General features: G+C 52.3%; 14 protein-coding genes and 4 pseudogenes. 14 read left to right on the top strand and 4 right to left on the bottom strand.

From position 1 onward, the window contains the following. The first annotated feature begins 16 nt into the window (after positions 1-16). From hflX to F4V61_RS14825, 13 genes and pseudogenes are all read left to right on the top strand, one after another. Positions 17-1297 (top strand): ribosome rescue GTPase HflX, encoded by a 1281-nt coding sequence (hflX, locus tag F4V61_RS14765; protein WP_000460335.1) that lies wholly within the window; start codon positions 17-19, stop codon positions 1295-1297. Positions 1298-1513: 216 nt separating this feature from the next. Next, on the top strand, positions 1514-2773 hold the full coding sequence (hflK, locus tag F4V61_RS14770) for an FtsH protease activity modulator HflK (protein WP_038397096.1): 1260 nt from the start codon (positions 1514-1516) through the stop codon (positions 2771-2773). Between the two features lie 2 nt (positions 2774-2775). Then, positions 2776-3780: a protease modulator HflC gene (hflC, locus tag F4V61_RS14775; RefSeq protein ID WP_001232422.1), complete on the top strand. Its 1005-nt coding sequence runs from the start codon at positions 2776-2778 to the stop codon at positions 3778-3780. Between the two features lie 78 nt (positions 3781-3858). Continuing rightward, positions 3859-4056: a DUF2065 domain-containing protein gene (locus tag F4V61_RS14780; protein ID WP_001089289.1), complete on the top strand. Its 198-nt coding sequence runs from the start codon at positions 3859-3861 to the stop codon at positions 4054-4056. Between the two features lie 102 nt (positions 4057-4158). Next, positions 4159-5457 (top strand): adenylosuccinate synthase, encoded by a 1299-nt coding sequence (gene purA, locus F4V61_RS14785; RefSeq protein ID WP_000527941.1) that lies wholly within the window; start codon positions 4159-4161, stop codon positions 5455-5457. A 219-nt stretch (positions 5458-5676) separates the two neighbouring features. After that, complete coding sequence (gene nsrR, locus F4V61_RS14790; RefSeq protein ID WP_001177646.1) at positions 5677-6102, top strand: nitric oxide-sensing transcriptional repressor NsrR; 426 nt, start codon at positions 5677-5679, stop codon at positions 6100-6102. Positions 6103-6139: 37 nt separating this feature from the next. Continuing rightward, positions 6140-8584, top strand: coding sequence for a ribonuclease R (gene rnr, locus F4V61_RS14795; RefSeq protein WP_038397095.1), 2445 nt, complete (start codon positions 6140-6142; stop codon positions 8582-8584). Between the two features lie 63 nt (positions 8585-8647). Continuing rightward, positions 8648-9379 (top strand): 23S rRNA (guanosine(2251)-2'-O)-methyltransferase RlmB, encoded by a 732-nt coding sequence (gene rlmB / locus F4V61_RS14800; protein ID WP_080161074.1) that lies wholly within the window; start codon positions 8648-8650, stop codon positions 9377-9379. A gap of 131 nt (positions 9380-9510) precedes the next feature. Next, positions 9511-9907 (top strand): annotated as a pseudogene (locus tag F4V61_RS14805) (DUF2170 family protein). After that, positions 9907-10143: pseudogene (locus F4V61_RS14810) on the top strand (PspA/IM30 family protein); the annotation flags it as partial. The pseudogenes F4V61_RS14805 and F4V61_RS14810, both read left to right, overlap by 1 nt. After that, a pseudogene (locus F4V61_RS14815) lies at positions 10112-10414 on the top strand (DUF350 domain-containing protein); the annotation flags it as partial. The pseudogenes F4V61_RS14810 and F4V61_RS14815, both read left to right, overlap by 32 nt. Further along, positions 10399-10578, top strand: a pseudogene (locus F4V61_RS14820) (glutathionylspermidine synthase family protein); the annotation flags it as partial. The pseudogenes F4V61_RS14815 and F4V61_RS14820, both read left to right, overlap by 16 nt. 84 nt (positions 10579-10662) lie before the next feature. Then, positions 10663-12285: an isovaleryl-CoA dehydrogenase gene (locus F4V61_RS14825; protein WP_080152580.1), complete on the top strand. Its 1623-nt coding sequence runs from the start codon at positions 10663-10665 to the stop codon at positions 12283-12285. 87 nt (positions 12286-12372) lie between these two features. Here F4V61_RS14825 and yjfN read toward each other — a convergent pair whose 3' ends face one another. Then, the gene (yjfN, locus tag F4V61_RS14830) at positions 12373-12648 is read right to left on the bottom strand and encodes a DUF1471 family protease activator YjfN (RefSeq protein ID WP_001664967.1); all 276 of its coding nucleotides are present in this window, start codon (positions 12646-12648) and stop codon (positions 12373-12375) included. A gap of 130 nt (positions 12649-12778) precedes the next feature. Then, positions 12779-13108 (bottom strand): biofilm peroxide resistance protein BsmA, encoded by a 330-nt coding sequence (gene bsmA / locus F4V61_RS14835; protein ID WP_000586836.1) that lies wholly within the window; start codon positions 13106-13108, stop codon positions 12779-12781. Positions 13109-13291: 183 nt separating this feature from the next. Between bsmA and yjfP the strand changes: the two genes are divergently transcribed. Then, positions 13292-14041, top strand: a complete 750-nt coding sequence (gene yjfP, locus F4V61_RS14840) for an esterase (RefSeq protein ID WP_000560314.1) — start codon at positions 13292-13294, stop codon at positions 14039-14041. On the opposite strand, the gene ulaR is transcribed toward yjfP, so the two are convergent. Beyond that, a complete protein-coding gene (gene ulaR / locus F4V61_RS14845; protein ID WP_000133621.1) occupies positions 14038-14793 on the bottom strand; it encodes an HTH-type transcriptional regulator UlaR in 756 nt (251 codons plus the stop codon). The two genes, yjfP and ulaR, sit on opposite strands and share 4 nt — an antisense overlap. A gap of 105 nt (positions 14794-14898) precedes the next feature. Then, positions 14899-15963: an L-ascorbate 6-phosphate lactonase gene (gene ulaG, locus F4V61_RS14850; RefSeq protein ID WP_038397091.1), complete on the bottom strand. Its 1065-nt coding sequence runs from the start codon at positions 15961-15963 to the stop codon at positions 14899-14901. Positions 15964-16108: the final 145 nt, after the last annotated feature.

Genomic DNA, 16108 nt, shown 5'->3' on the forward strand with positions numbered 1-16108 from the left:
TTAAGAGGGTTTACGCTTGTTTGACCGTTATGATGCCGGTGAGCAGGCGGTACTGGTACACATCTATTTTTCGCAAGACAAAGATATGGAAGACCTCCTGGAGTTTGAATCTCTGGTCTCTTCCGCCGGTGTCGAAGCAATGCAGGTGATTACCGGTAGCCGTAAAGCACCGCACCCTAAGTATTTTGTAGGTGAAGGTAAGGCAGTTGAAATTGCGGAAGCCGTGAAAGCGACTGGCGCAGCGGTCGTATTGTTTGATCATGCATTGAGTCCAGCCCAGGAGCGAAACCTGGAACGTTTGTGCGAGTGCCGGGTTATCGATCGCACCGGTCTTATCTTAGATATTTTTGCCCAACGTGCGCGTACCCATGAAGGTAAGTTGCAGGTTGAGCTGGCGCAGTTGCGCCATCTGGCTACGCGTCTGGTGCGTGGCTGGACCCACCTTGAACGCCAGAAAGGCGGGATTGGTTTGCGCGGTCCGGGTGAAACCCAGCTCGAAACCGACCGTCGTTTACTACGTAATCGCATTGTGCAGATTCAGTCGCGTCTGGAGAAAGTTGAAAAGCAACGTGAGCAGGGGCGGCAATCGCGCATCAAGGCCGACGTTCCGACGGTATCGCTGGTGGGCTATACCAACGCCGGAAAATCCACCCTTTTTAATCAGATCACTGAAGCGCGAGTTTATGCGGCAGATCAGCTATTTGCGACGCTGGACCCCACGTTACGTCGTATTGATGTGGCGGATGTCGGTGAAACGGTGCTGGCGGATACGGTAGGTTTTATCCGCCATTTACCGCACGATCTGGTGGCTGCCTTTAAAGCTACCCTGCAGGAGACGCGTCAGGCGACGCTACTGCTGCATGTGGTCGATGCGGCGGATGTTCGTGTACAGGAAAACATTGAGGCGGTAAATACCGTTCTCGAAGAGATTGACGCTCACGAAATCCCCACCTTAATGGTGATGAACAAAATCGATATGCTGGACAACTTTGAACCACGTATCGACAGAGATGAAGAGAATAAACCCATCCGCGTTTGGCTTTCAGCGCAAACCGGCGTGGGAATACCACAGCTTTTTCAGGCTTTGACGGAGCGTCTTTCCGGCGAGGTGGCGCAGCGCACGCTGCGTTTGCCGCCGCAGGAGGGGCGTCTGAGAAGTCGGTTTTATCAGCTTCAGGCAATAGAAAAAGAGTGGATGGAGGAAGACGGTAGCGTCAGTCTGCAGGTACGAATGCCGATTGTCGACTGGCGTCGCCTCTGTAAACAAGAACCGGCGTTGATCGAATACGTGATCTAGACGCAGAGTCATTCAAGTCGCATTGAAGCGGTAGCTGAGAGAATCTCGGAAGCTTACATCTGTAAAGTGACTGGGGTAACGACGCAGCCATTCAAGGAGCGGCCTGAAAGATGATGCCTGCAACGGCGGCTCGTCTGAAGCATGGAGTAATTTCGCCTTATCCTCTGGAGTCGAAAGACAACGGGGATCACCGCATAACAAATATGGAGCACAAACATGGCGTGGAATCAGCCCGGTAATAACGGACAGGACCGCGACCCGTGGGGAAGCAGCAAGCCTGGCAGCAACTCTGGGGGAAATGGAAACAAAGGTGGCCGCGATCAGGGACCTCCTGATCTGGATGATATCTTCCGTAAACTGAGTAAAAAACTCGGTGGTTTTGGGGGCGGTAAAGGCGCCGGTTCCGGCAGCGGCAGCTCATCGCAAGGCCCGCGTCCGCAACTGGGCGGCCGTATTGTCGCTATCGCTGTGGCGGCAATAGTCATTATCTGGGCGGCCAGCGGTTTCTATACCATTAAAGAAGCCGAGCGCGGCGTTGTGACGCGTTTTGGTAAATTCAGCCATCTGGTAGAGCCAGGTCTGAACTGGAAGCCGACATTTATTGACAACGTCACGCCGGTGAACGTCGAAGCGGTGCGAGAACTGGCAGCGTCAGGCGTGATGCTGACGTCTGACGAAAACGTCGTGCGCGTTGAAATGAACGTGCAATACCGCGTCACCGATCCGCAGAAATATCTGTTTAGCGTGACCAGCCCGGACGATAGCCTGCGTCAGGCCACCGACAGCGCGCTACGCGGCGTTATTGGTAAATACACGATGGATCGCATCCTGACCGAAGGTCGTACCGTTATTCGTAGCGATACCCAACGCGAGCTGGAAGAAACCATCAAACCGTACAATATGGGGATTACCCTGCTGGACGTGAACTTCCAGGCTGCGCGTCCGCCGGAGGAGGTAAAAGCCGCCTTTGACGATGCGATTGCCGCACGTGAAAACGAGCAGCAGTACATCCGTGAGGCGGAAGCGTATACCAACGAAGTTCAGCCGCGTGCCAATGGTCAGGCGCAGCGTATTCTGGAAGAAGCACGCGCGTATAAAACCCAGACTATCCTGGAAGCGCAGGGTGAAGTCGCCCGGTTTGCGAAGATTTTACCGGAATATAAAGCAGCGCCGCAGATTACGCGCGAGCGTCTGTATATTGAAACGATGGAAAAAGTGCTGAGTCATACCCGTAAAGTACTGGTTAACGACAAGAGCGGTAATTTAATGGTACTGCCGTTAGATCAGATGCTGAAAGGTGGGAATACGCCGGCGGCAAAGAGCGACAATAGCGCCAGTAATCTGCTGCGCCTGCCACCGTCTACAAAGTCTAACGCCAGCGGAGCAAGCAACACGTCGTCCTCAAATCAGGGCGATATTATGGACCAACGCCGCGCGAATGCGCAGCGTAACGACTACCAGCGTCAGGGGGAATAACGATGCGTAAGTCAGTTATTGCGATTATCATCATCGTGCTGGTAGTGCTCTACATGTCCGTCTTTGTTGTCAAAGAGGGCGAGCGCGGCATTACGCTGCGTTTTGGTAAAGTTCTGCGTGACGATGAGAACAAGCCGCTGGTTTACGCGCCGGGTCTGCACTTTAAGATCCCGTTTATTGAATCAGTGAAAATGCTTGATGCGCGAATCCAGACGATGGACAACCAGGCCGATCGCTTTGTCACTAAAGAGAAGAAAGACCTGATTGTCGACTCCTACATCAAATGGCGTATCAGCGACTTTAGCCGTTACTATCTGGCGACCGGCGGCGGTGATATTTCGCAAGCCGAAGTGCTGTTAAAACGTAAATTCTCGGACCGCTTGCGTTCTGAGATTGGTCGCCTGGACGTAAAAGATATCGTGACCGATTCTCGTGGTCGTCTGACTTTGGAAGTGCGCGACGCGCTGAACTCCGGTTCAGCCGGTACGGACGATGAAGTGGCGACCCCGGCGGCGGATGACGCCATTGCCGAAGCGGCGGAACGCGTTACGGCGGAAACCAAAGGTAAAGTACCGGTCGTCAACCCGAACAGTATGGCGGCGTTGGGTATCGAAGTGGTCGATGTGCGTATTAAGCAGATCAACCTGCCGACCGAGGTTTCTGAGGCGATTTACAACCGTATGCGCGCCGAGCGTGAAGCGGTAGCGCGTCGTCACCGTTCACAAGGTCAGGAAGAAGCGGAAAAACTGCGCGCGGCAGCCGACTATGAAGTGACGAAAACTCTGGCGGAAGCCGAGCGTCAGGGGCGTATCATGCGTGGTGAAGGCGATGCCGAAGCTGCGAAGCTGTTTGCCGACGCGTTCAGTCAGGACCCTGATTTCTATGCGTTCATTCGTAGCCTGCGTGCTTATGAAAAGAGCTTCGAAAGTAATCAGGACGTCATGGTACTGAGCCCGGACAGCGATTTCTTCCGCTACATGAAGACACCGAGTTCGACGGCACGCTAAAATAGCGTCAGCGGTTTTAGACCAACAAAACCACCGCATCCAGAAGATGCCGGTGGTTTTCTTTTATAAGGGCGATAAATGAATTCAACAATCTGGCTGGCGCTTGCTCTGGTGTTAGTCCTCGAAGGGCTGGGGCCGATGCTATATCCCGGCGCATGGAAAAAAATGGTTTCGGCGTTGGCGCAATTGCCGGAAAATATTTTACGTCGTTTTGGCGGAGGACTTGTGGTTGCGGGAGTTGTGGTCTACTACATGTTGAGGAAAACGATTGGCTGACCAAAAAGTAGTCGGGTTTGCCGCAGATTGAGTGCAAAAAGTGCTGTATATCTGAAAAAGCGATGGTAGAATCCATTTTTAAGCAAACGGTGATTTTGAAAAATGGGTAACAACGTCGTCGTACTGGGCACCCAATGGGGTGACGAAGGTAAAGGAAAGATCGTCGATCTTCTGACTGAACGGGCTAAATATGTTGTACGCTATCAGGGCGGTCACAACGCAGGCCATACTCTCGTAATCAACGGTGAAAAAACCGTCCTCCATCTTATTCCATCAGGTATTCTTCGTGAGAATGTTATCAGCATCATCGGTAACGGCGTTGTGCTGTCTCCGAGCGCGCTGATGAAAGAGATGCAGGAACTGGAAGACCGTGGTATCCCTGTCCGTGAGCGCCTGCTGTTGTCTGAAGCCTGTCCGCTGATCCTGGATTATCACGTTGCGCTGGATAATGCGCGTGAAAAAGCGCGCGGCGCAAAAGCGATCGGCACCACGGGTCGTGGTATCGGGCCGGCTTACGAAGACAAAGTAGCGCGTCGTGGGCTGCGCGTTGGCGATCTGTTTGATAAAGCCACCTTCGCTGAAAAACTGAAAGAAGTGATGGAATATCACAACTTCCAACTGGTGAACTTCTATAAAGTCGACGCGGTTGACTATCAGAAAGTACTGGATGATGTGATGGCGATTGCCGACATCCTGACCGGCATGGTAGTTGATGTTTCCGATCTGCTGGATCAGGCGCGTAAGCGTGGCGACTTCGTGATGTTTGAAGGCGCGCAGGGTACGCTGCTGGATATCGATCATGGTACTTATCCTTACGTCACCTCCTCTAACACCACTGCGGGCGGCGTGGCGACCGGTTCCGGCCTGGGGCCGCGTTATGTAGATTACGTTCTGGGTATCATCAAAGCCTACTCCACGCGCGTAGGCGCGGGTCCGTTTCCGACTGAGCTGTTTGATGAAACCGGCGAGTTTCTGTGCAAGCAGGGTAATGAATACGGCGCCACTACCGGTCGCCGTCGTCGTACCGGCTGGCTGGACTCCGTTGCCATACGTCGTGCGGTGCAGATCAACTCTCTGTCTGGCTTCTGCCTGACCAAACTGGACGTTCTGGACGGTTTGAAAGAGGTGAAGATTTGTGTGGCTTATCGTATGCCGGACGGCCGAGAAGTGACCACCACTCCGCTGGCGGCGGACGACTGGCAAGGCATCGAGCCGATTTACGAAACCATGCCTGGCTGGTCTGAGTCCACTTTTGGCGTGAAAGATCGTAGCGGTCTGCCGGCTGCTGCGCTGAACTACATCAAACGCATCGAAGAACTGACCGGCGTGCCGATTGATATTATCTCTACTGGCCCAGATCGTACTGAGACGATGATTCTGCGCGACCCGTTCGACGCGTAATTGATGGGTTATGCCCGGTGGCGCTATGCTTACTGGGCCTACGGTGAGTACGCGTTTGTAGGCCGGATAAGATGCTTTGCATTGCCATCCGGCTCAAATGCGTCATTGTTCCTCGCTTTTTTCCTTCCTGAACCGAAATAAATTAGCAGCCTGACAGGTGGCTGGTTTATCATCAATACAGATAAGTTATATCCCGTTTTCCCTTTTCCTGAGGTTGATGTGCAGTTAACGAGTTTCACCGATTACGGATTACGTGCGCTAATCTACATGGCGTCGCTGCCCGAAGGACGTATGACCAGTATTTCTGAGGTGACAGAAGTCTACGGCGTGTCCCGTAATCATATGGTCAAAATTATCAATCAGCTTAGCCGTGCGGGCTTTGTCACTGCCGTTCGAGGAAAAAATGGCGGTATCCGCCTGGGTAAACCGGCTAATACTATTTGTATTGGCGATGTGGTGCGTGAGCTGGAGCCCTTATCACTGGTCAACTGTAGCAGCGAATTTTGCCACATCACCCCTGCCTGTCGTCTGAAACAGGCGCTTTCTAAGGCCGTGCGGAGTTTTCTCAAGGAGCTGGATAACTACACGCTTGCCGATTTGGTTGAAGAGAATCAACCACTTTATAAATTATTACTGGTGGAGTGAAGTAAACTTCATTAGAGATGACAATGGAGGAACCTCAATGTCACAAGATCCTTTCCAGGAACGCGAAGCAGAAAAATACGCGAATCCTATCCCGAGCCGGGAATTTATCCTCGAACATTTAACGAAACGTGAAAAACCGGCCAGTCGCGAAGAACTGGCCATAGAACTGAATATTGAAGGCGAAGAGCAGCTTGAAGCCTTACGTCGCCGCCTGCGCGCGATGGAGCGCGACGGACAACTGGTCTTTACCCGCCGCCAGTGTTATGCGCTGCCGGAACGCCTCGACCTGCTGAAAGGCACCGTGATCGGTCATCGTGACGGTTACGGTTTCTTGCGTGTCGAAGGCCGTAAAGACGATCTGTATCTTTCCAGCGAGCAGATGAAAACCTGTATACACGGCGATCAGGTGCTGGCGCAGCCGCTGGGCGCCGATCGTAAAGGTCGCCGCGAGGCGCGTATCGTCCGTGTTCTGGTGCCGAAAACCAGCCAGATAGTAGGGCGTTACTTTACTGATGCGGGCGTTGGTTTCGTGGTGCCGGACGACAGTCGTCTGAGTTTCGACATTCTTATCCCGCCAGAAGATGTCATGGGCGCGCGCATGGGATTCGTGGTCGTGGTTGAACTGACCCAACGTCCAACCCGCCGTACCAAAGCGGTAGGGAAAATCGTTGAAGTACTGGGCGACAATATGGGCACCGGTATGGCGGTTGATATGGCGCTGCGCACCCATGAAATTCCTTACATCTGGCCGCAGGCGGTAGAGCAACAGGTCGCCGGACTGAAAGAAGAGGTGCCGGAAGAGGCGAAAGCAGGTCGTGTCGATCTACGCGATTTACCTCTAGTCACTATTGATGGCGAAGATGCGCGTGATTTTGACGACGCGGTTTACTGTGAGAAAAAACGCGGCGGCGGCTGGCGTTTGTGGGTCGCTATTGCTGACGTGAGCTATTATGTACGGCCGCCAACGCCGCTGGATCGTGAGGCGCGCAATCGCGGCACGTCGGTTTACTTCCCGTCACAGGTTGTCCCAATGTTGCCGGAGGTACTCTCCAACGGCCTGTGTTCGCTGAACCCGCAGGTTGACAGGCTGTGTATGGTCTGTGAAATGACCATCTCGGCGAAAGGTCGGCTGACCGGCTACAAATTCTATGAAGCGGTGATGAGCTCCCATGCGCGTCTGACCTATACCAAAGTCTGGCATATGTTGCAGGGCGACCAGGAGCTGCGGGAACAATATGCGCCGCTGGTGAAGCATATCGAAGAGCTGCACAACCTCTACAACGTGCTGGATAAAGCGCGTGAAGAGCGCGGGGGGATCTCGTTTGAGAGCGAAGAGGCGAAGTTTATCTTTAACGCCGAACGCCGTATTGAGCGTATCGAACAGACCCAGCGTAATGACGCGCATAAGCTTATCGAAGAGTGCATGATCATGGCGAATATCTCGGCAGCGCGTTTTGTCGAAAAAGCCAAAGAGCCGGCGCTATTTCGTATCCATGATAAGCCAACCACCGAAGCGATTACCTCATTCCGCTCTGTACTGGCGGAACTGGGGCTGGAGTTGCCGGGCGGAAATAAACCGGAGCCGCGCGATTATGCCGAACTGCTTGAATCGATTGCCGACAGACCGGACGCGGAAATGCTGCAAACGATGCTGCTGCGTTCAATGAAGCAGGCGATTTACGATCCGGAAAACCGTGGGCACTTTGGCCTGGCGTTGCAGTCTTATGCGCACTTTACCTCGCCGATTCGCCGCTACCCGGATCTCTCTTTGCACCGCGCCATTAAGTACCTGCTGGCGAAAGAACAAGGGAACAAGGGTAACACTACAGAAACGGGCGGCTATCACTATTCGATGGAAGAGATGTTGCAGCTCGGCCAACACTGTTCAATGGCGGAACGCCGCGCTGATGAAGCGACGCGCGATGTCTCCGACTGGCTGAAGTGTGACTTTATGCTGGATCAGGTGGGTAACGTCTTTAAGGGCGTGATTGCGAGCGTCACCGGTTTCGGCTTCTTTGTCCGTCTTGATGAACTGTTTATTGATGGGCTGGTACACGTTTCCTCACTGGATAACGATTATTATCGCTTCGATCAGGTCGGGCAACGTCTGATTGGCGAGTCCGGCGGACAAACGTATCGTCTGGGCGACCGGGTCGAGGTACGCGTCGAAGCGGTAAATATGGACGAGCGAAAAATTGACTTTAGCCTGATCTCCAGTGAGCGCGCACCGCGTAACGTCGGCAAAACGGCGCGTGAAAAAGCGAAAAAAGGCGAAAGTAAAAATGCCGGTAAGCGTCGCCAGGTCGGTAAAAAAGTTAACTTCGAGCCTGATAGCGCTTTCCGCGGCGAGAAAAAAGGTAAAGCAAAGCCGAAAGCAGAGAAAAAAGGCGATAAAAAAGCGAAAAAACCATCGGCAAAAACGCTAAAAATCGCCGCGGCTACCAAAGCAAAACGCGCCGCGAAAAAGAAATCCGCGGAGTAAATTTCCCCTTATAAGCCGGGTAAGCGTAGCGCTCCCGGCAAAAGCCATGAATGAGAATCATCAATGAGTGAAATGATTTACGGCATCCACGCGGTGCAGGCCCTGTTGGAGCGTGCTCCTGAACGTTTTCAGGATGTCTTTATCCTAAAAGGGCGTGAAGACAAACGCCTGCTGCCGTTGATCCATGCATTAGAAGCGCAGAGCGTTGTTATTCAACTGGCAAACCGTCAGTTTCTGGATGAGAAAAGCGAAGGCGCGGTACACCAGGGCATTATCGCCCGTGTGAAACCCGGCCGGCAATATCAGGAAAACGATCTACCGGATCTGATCGCGTTGCATGAGCGCCCCTTTTTATTGATCCTCGATGGCGTCACCGATCCGCATAACCTTGGCGCTTGTCTGCGTAGCGCCGATGCCGCAGGCGTACATGCGGTAATCGTGCCGAAAGACCGCTCCGCACAGCTCAATGCGACGGCGAAGAAAGTTGCCTGCGGCGCAGCGGAAAGCGTGCCGCTAATCCGGGTCACTAACCTGGCGCGCACGATGCGTATGTTGCAGGAAGAGAATATCTGGATTGTCGGGACGGCGGGCGAGGCTGACCATACGCTGTACCAGAGTAAAATGCCTGGCCGTATGGCGCTGGTCATGGGCGCAGAAGGTGAAGGTATGCGCCGTCTGACCCGTGAGCACTGCGATGAGCTGATCAGTATTCCTATGGCTGGTAGCGTGTCGTCGCTGAATGTCTCGGTCGCGACGGGGATTTGTCTGTTTGAAGCTGTTCGCCAGCGAATCTGACGTTAACATTATTTTTTTCACAAAAACCATCCATAATCGGATGGTTTTTTTTTATCTTTGACTGGTAATATAAAAGGCAAAACTTACCTGTAGTTCCTTTTATTTATAAAAAATGAGATAGAGATAAGAATATGGCATGGACTCCACGGACGTTGGCTGATGCATTAAACAACCTCGCCGAAATAGATATTGATATAATAAATATTTATTAATAATAAAGTGAATAATTATGACATTTTACTCGTGACTGTTTTATTTACCTCGCAATAAGTAATTATCGAGGCTTATACATGTCCGGTAAATGCTATTAGAAATACTTCTGAATTTAACCTTTACTTGCTTAGAGATCAGAAGGTTTTACCGCTGTCTTCGGTGGGTATTACCTGGGTGAAACAGGAAGGATATTATGTTGCTTTTGGCGCGTTGTCGTTAAATTCTTCACTTGACGATGTGACACTGGAAATCACCACGCTTGTAGAAAATGCGTTGGATGTCGCTGAAATAATACAAGATTACTCTCAGGAATAATACAGGCGGCCTTCAGGGGAATTTTAAAAAGTTTGTTCACGTTAGGTAAATCATTCGTTGCTCAGGCAGAAGAAGCCATTGATGAAGCGCAGGGTGTACGTATGCTGGAGCAACATATTCGCGATGCAAAAGCCGAACTGGATAAAGCAGGTAAATCCAGAGTGGATTTGTTGGCGCGTGTGAAGTTAAGCCATGACAAGCTGAATGATTTACGTGAACGTAAAGCCAGCCTTGAAACTTTTTATTGGCGCGGCAATGATTATTATATTCCTTTTTATTTACTCAAAGATAACGCCGTATAATGAATGGCAGTTGATAAAAAATAACAATACCGCGGCATCGCTGGCATTTAGCGGTACGTTGTTGGGTTATGTTATCCCCTTGTCCAGTGCGGCGATAAACTCGGTCAGCATTCCGGACTATTTCGCCTGGGGCGGCATTGCGCTGGTTATTCAGTTGCTGATTTATGGCTGCGTAAGGTTATACATCCCTACGCTGACGAGCCGATGATTTACCAGGCGTTTCAGCCTTTGCCGCGCTTTGGCGATAGCTATACGCTGATTGGCAGTTGGATCATTGACGATGAAGCCTCCGGAATGGGGATTCGCGAGGACAATACGCTGATTACCAAAAACACTTCCCGTTTCGTCCCACATTATATTGCCGGTTAATCATGCTTTTGTGATCTTCCTCCGGCGTTAATGGCGCGGTCATGACCATACTTGACTTCACCGCCATTGAAGGAGGGAGACACCATGCCCTGGCAAACACATACCGTTTTTAATCAACCGACTCCGCTCAATAACAGTAACTTATTCCTGTCTGATGGCGCGCTGTGTGAAGCGGTTTCCCGCGAAGGCGCGGGATGGGACAGCGACCTTCTCGCCAGTATTGGCCAGCAACTGGGAACGGCGGAATCACTGGAACTGGGACGTCTGGCGAACGCGTATCCTCCTGAGTTGCAGCGTTATGATCCACAGGGACAGCGTCTGGATGATGTTCGCTTTCATCCCGCCTGGCATCTGCTGATGCAGGGACTTTGCGCTAATCGGGTACATAATCTGTCTTGGACGGAGGACGCAAGGGCGGGGAGTTTTGTCGCCAGGGCGGCGCGTTTTGTATTACATGCTCAGGTAGAAGCGGGAACACTCTGTCCTGTCACGATGACCTTTGCCGCGACTCCGTTGCTATTGCAGATGCTTCCCGCCACATTCCACGACTGGCTCGCGCCGCTGCGCAGCGATCGTTACGATTCGCATTTGCTGCCGGGCGGGCAAAAACGAGGTCTGCTCATCGGTATGGGGATGACGGAAAAGCAGGGCGGCTCTGACGTGCTCAGTAATACAACCCGCGCGGATCGACTGGCGGATGGTTCATATCGGCTGGTGGGGCATAAATGGTTTTTCTCTGTACCACAAAGCGATGCGCACCTGGTGCTGGCGCAGGCAAAGGGGGGGGTATCCTGTTTCTTTGTGCCGCGTTTTCTGCCTGACGGGCAACGGAACGCTGTTCGTCTTGAGCGTCTGAAAGATAAACTGGGTAATCGCTCTAATGCTAGCGCCGAAGTGGAGTTTCAGGATGCTGTTGGCTGGCTGCTGGGAGAAGAGGGGGAAGGGATTCGGCATATCTTAAAGATGGGCGGTATGACGCGTTTTGACTGCGCGCTTGGGAGTCATGGCTTAATGCGACGCGCGTTTTCAGTCGCGATTTACCATGCTCATCAGCGTCAGGCTTTTGGTAAGCCGCTGATCGATCAACCGTTGATGCGGCAAACCTTAAGCCGTATGGCGTTATGCCTGGAGGGGCAGACGGCGCTTTTGTTTCGGCTGGCGCGCGCCTGGGAGCAACGTAGCGAGGCGAAAGAGGCATTATGGGCGCGATTATTGACACCGGCGGCGAAATTCGCCATCTGTAAGCAGGGAATTCCTTTTGTGGCTGAAGCGATGGAGGTTCTCGGCGGGATGGGGTATTGCGAAGAGAGCGAACTCCCGCGTCTGTACCGTGAAATGCCGGTGAACAGCATCTGGGAAGGTTCCGGCAATATCATGTGCCTGGATGTACTCCGGGTGCTGACAAAACAACATGGCGTCTATGACGTGTTGGGTGAAGTTTTTGCGGAAGTCAAAGGTCAGGATCGCCATTATGACCGTGCGGTACGCCAGCTACAGCAACGTTTACGCAAACCGGACGAAGTCATGGGCAGAGAGATTACGCAGCAGCTTTTCTTGCTGGGATGCGGGGCGGAAATGCTTCGTCATGCCTCGCCGCCGCTGGCGCAGGCGTGGTGTCAGATGATGCTGGACACGCGCGGCGAAATGCCGTTGTCCGCACAGGTGCAAAATGATTTACTGTTACGGGCAACAGGGGGATTGCGGTAATATTTGACCCGGCAACGCGAACGTGTCGACCTGATCCGGATGAGACCGCAACAGGCCGAATAAGAGGTAGCCGCCTTCCGTCGCGAGTCAGGCGTAGAGTATCGCCTGTACGCGCCAGTTATCCGGCTGTTGTTCTTCATACATTTGAATAATTCTGTACCAGGACGCACCCTGTTCATCGGCTTTCAGGGCGATAATCCGCTCTACATCCTGTGGGTTTCCTGCAACATTACTGACCGAGATCAGGCCGATTTCATTCAGACCGGTTACGCAGTCAGCACTGGCGAATTCGGCAGACTGTGCCGTCGTACTCACCAGTCCGGCAGAAAGCAGCAGTGAGGATAAGGCAAGTTCTTGTTTCATCGTCAGCTCCTTATTACATATCCCGCAGTTAACAGGACGCTCCATCACGGTAAACCTGTTTGTGTATTGTGCACAGGTAAACGCATAGGGGCGCAAAGCAATGTAAAACTGACTAAAAATCAATCTACTGTTATTGACGATATAAAATGGCTTGTGAATACCACTGTCCGGTTACAACCGTTTCATCCACCATTAAGATAACGTAATAATCGGCTTTCGCAGCGACGGCTTTTGCGCGGATTTCATCTATTGCATCATCCGGGGAACCCCGAACCAGCGCGCTTACGGTTCCCATCCGCTGTAGTCCCTGCGTTTGATCGCGACGGATTTCCTGCGGGTGATCGGCGACAGGCGGCGCAGGTTGCGGCGTACCTTGCAGCACGCTACACGCGCTTAATAACAGTGCTGCTATTAATGAAGCAAACCGACGCATAACTCTATCTCGTTTCCTGATAATCATAGTGTAATGCCTTATTGATTTCCCTTTAGGGGGAATGTTCCCGAAGTGTTACCTGTCACGCGATTTTCGAATGAAAATGTTGCGAAAGCGTAACCCAGTTCTCAAACATTATGAATTATTGCGCTATCCATAAACTTGCGTTAAGTATTTCTCCGTGGCATACCGGATAAAAAGGAGAGAATAATGATAGCGATTGAAACACGACAATTAGCCGGGCGCGCTGTATTGCACGCCTTCCCGGAAGGGAACCGCGACGCGCCGCTTCCCTGTGTGGTGTTCTATCATGGCTTCACTTCCTCCAGCCTGGTTTATAGTTATTTTGCCGTTGCCCTGGCGCAGGCAGGGTTCCGGGTGATCATGCCGGATGCGCCGGAACATGGGGCTCGCTTCGGCGGCGACTCACAGGGACGGATACACCGATTCTGGCAAATTCTGCAGCAAAACATGCAGGAGTTTGCGACGTTACGTGCGGCGATTCAGGCGGAAAACTGGCTGCCTGACGATCGTCTGGCGGTAGGCGGCGCTTCCATGGGCGGTATGACGGCGCTGGGCATTATGACACGTCACCGTGAGGTAAAATGCGGCGCCAGTTTAATGGGGTCAGGCTATTTTACCGAGCTTGCCCGGACGCTTTTCCCGCCGCTATCCCCGCAGAACCCGGCGCAGCAGGCGGAATTCGACAATATCATTGCGCCGCTGCGTGAATGGGAAGTTACGCACCAGTTGGAGCGACTGGCCGACAGGCCGCTTCTGTTGTGGCACGGTCAGGAGGATGACGTGGTGCCTGCTATCGAAACCTTCCGGCTCCAGCAGGCACTCGCCGGGGCGAAGCTGGATAAGCATGTGACCTGTTTGTGGGCCGCAGGCGTCCGGCACCGCATTACGCCAGAAGCGTTGTCGGCGACGGTAACGTTTTTCCGACAGCATCTTTAAACGCGGAGTATGCTCACGCCCTGGGCTTCCAATTGTTGTAAAACCTCCGGATTGGCATTTTTGCCGGTAATCAGCATATCTATCTGATCGGCGCGGCTGAATAACATTCCCGCGCGTTCCCCAATTTTACTGCTATCGACCAGCGCGACCAGTTTCCCGACTACACTGAGCATTTTTTGTTCCGCCATGGCGGTCAGCATATCGGTTTTATACAGACCATCCGCAGTTAAGCCCTTTCCGCTGGTAAACATCCAGTGGCCAGCATAGAGACTGTTTTCACTTCCCTGCGGGCTCAGGGTAATTGACTGGCTTTTGTTGTACTGACCGCCCATGATAATTACGCTTTCATGCTCTTGATCGATCAGGTAATTCGCCAGCGGCAGATAGTTGGTAATGATCTGTACCGGCTTCCCGCACATTTCACGCCCTAACAGGAAGGCGGTGGAGCCACAGTTAATCACCACGCTTTCACCCGGATTCACCAGTTGCGACGCCGCTTTCGCAATGCGCACTTTTTCATCGTGGTTTTGTGCCTGGTGCAGATTCATCGGCGTCCAGCGAGGCCGCTGTTGAGTGATGGCCTCTGCGCCGTTGCGAACTTTTTTAAGTTTGCCGCTTTCGTCGAGCTTGTTGATGTCACGGCGCGCTGTCGCCGGGGAGATCCCCAGACGCTCAATCACGTTTTCGACGGTAACAAAGCCCAACTGTGCCAGCATATCCAGCAGTATCTGATGTCTTTGTGCTTCAGTCATGAGCTATTCCGATACAAATTGATTTGAAAAGATGATATTTGAAATAGCCTGGAAATACTAAAGTAAATGGGAAAAAATGCCGGGTAATCCCGGCATGATATCGACTCACAGGAAGGATTTAAACGGTAGATCGGGCTCAATCGTAAAGCAATCGTCAAAACCGCGCGGATAGTGGTATTCGAAATTGTCTTTATCCAGCGGCCAGGTAAACTTGCCGCCAACCTGCCAGATAAACGGTTTAAAACCATACTTCAGGCGATCTTTCTTCATTTCCCATAGCACGCGGATCTCCTGCGGATCGGCCTGGAAGTTCGACCAGATATCGTGATGGAACGGGATCACTACTTTGGTATTCAGCGATTCCGCCATGCGTAGAATATCCGCGCTGGTCATTTTATCCGTAATACCGCGTGGGTTTTCGCCGTAGGAACCAAGCGCGACATCGATTTGATGCTCGTTGCCGTGTTTCGCGTAATAGTTGGAGTAGTGAGAATCGCCGCTGTGATAGAGACTGCCGCCTGGCGTTTTAAACAGATAGTTAACCGCGCGTACATCCATGCCGTCCGGCAGTACGCCTGCGGCTTTCTGATCGGCGGGCAGTGTGATTAATGCGGTACGGTCAAAAGCATCAAGCGCATGAATTTCAATATCTTTTACTTTCACCACATCGCCCGGTTTTACCACGATGCAGCGTTCTTTCGGGACGCCCCAGCCAACCCATAAGTCCACACAGGTCTGCGGGCCGATAAACGGAACATCATCGGCGCAATTCTGCATTACGGCCGCCGCCACATTGACGTCAATGTGATCGTTATGGTCATGGGTCGCCAGTATGGCGTCAACCTGACGGATAGCGAAAGGATCGAGAACAAACGGCGTGGTACGCAGGTTAGGCTGTAATTTTTTGACGCCGGCCATACGCTGCATCTGATGGCCGGTTTTCATCAGCGGATTACCGTGGCTTTGTTTACCGGTACCGCACCAGAAATCGACGCATACGTTAGTACCGCCTTCAGATTTTAGCCAGATACCGGTACAGCCCAGCCACCACATGGCGAACGTGCCCGGCGCGACCTGCTCTTGCTCAATCTCTTCATTCAGCCAGCTTCCCCACTCCGGAAACGTGCTCAGAATCCATGATTCACGCGTGATGCTTTGTACTTTACTCATCGCATTTACCTTCATGTTTGTTCAAAATAGTTCAGATTATGATTTGTTTTGATTAATCCTGACACTATTTTTTCAAGAAGGCAATGGGCTATTTTTTGACTTTTTGGCAGGTGAGAACGCAGTCTGGAGAAAATTTAATCTGGTC

The sequence above is a fragment of the Salmonella enterica subsp. arizonae genome (assembly GCF_008692845.1).
Taxonomy (GTDB): domain Bacteria; phylum Pseudomonadota; class Gammaproteobacteria; order Enterobacterales; family Enterobacteriaceae; genus Salmonella; species Salmonella arizonae.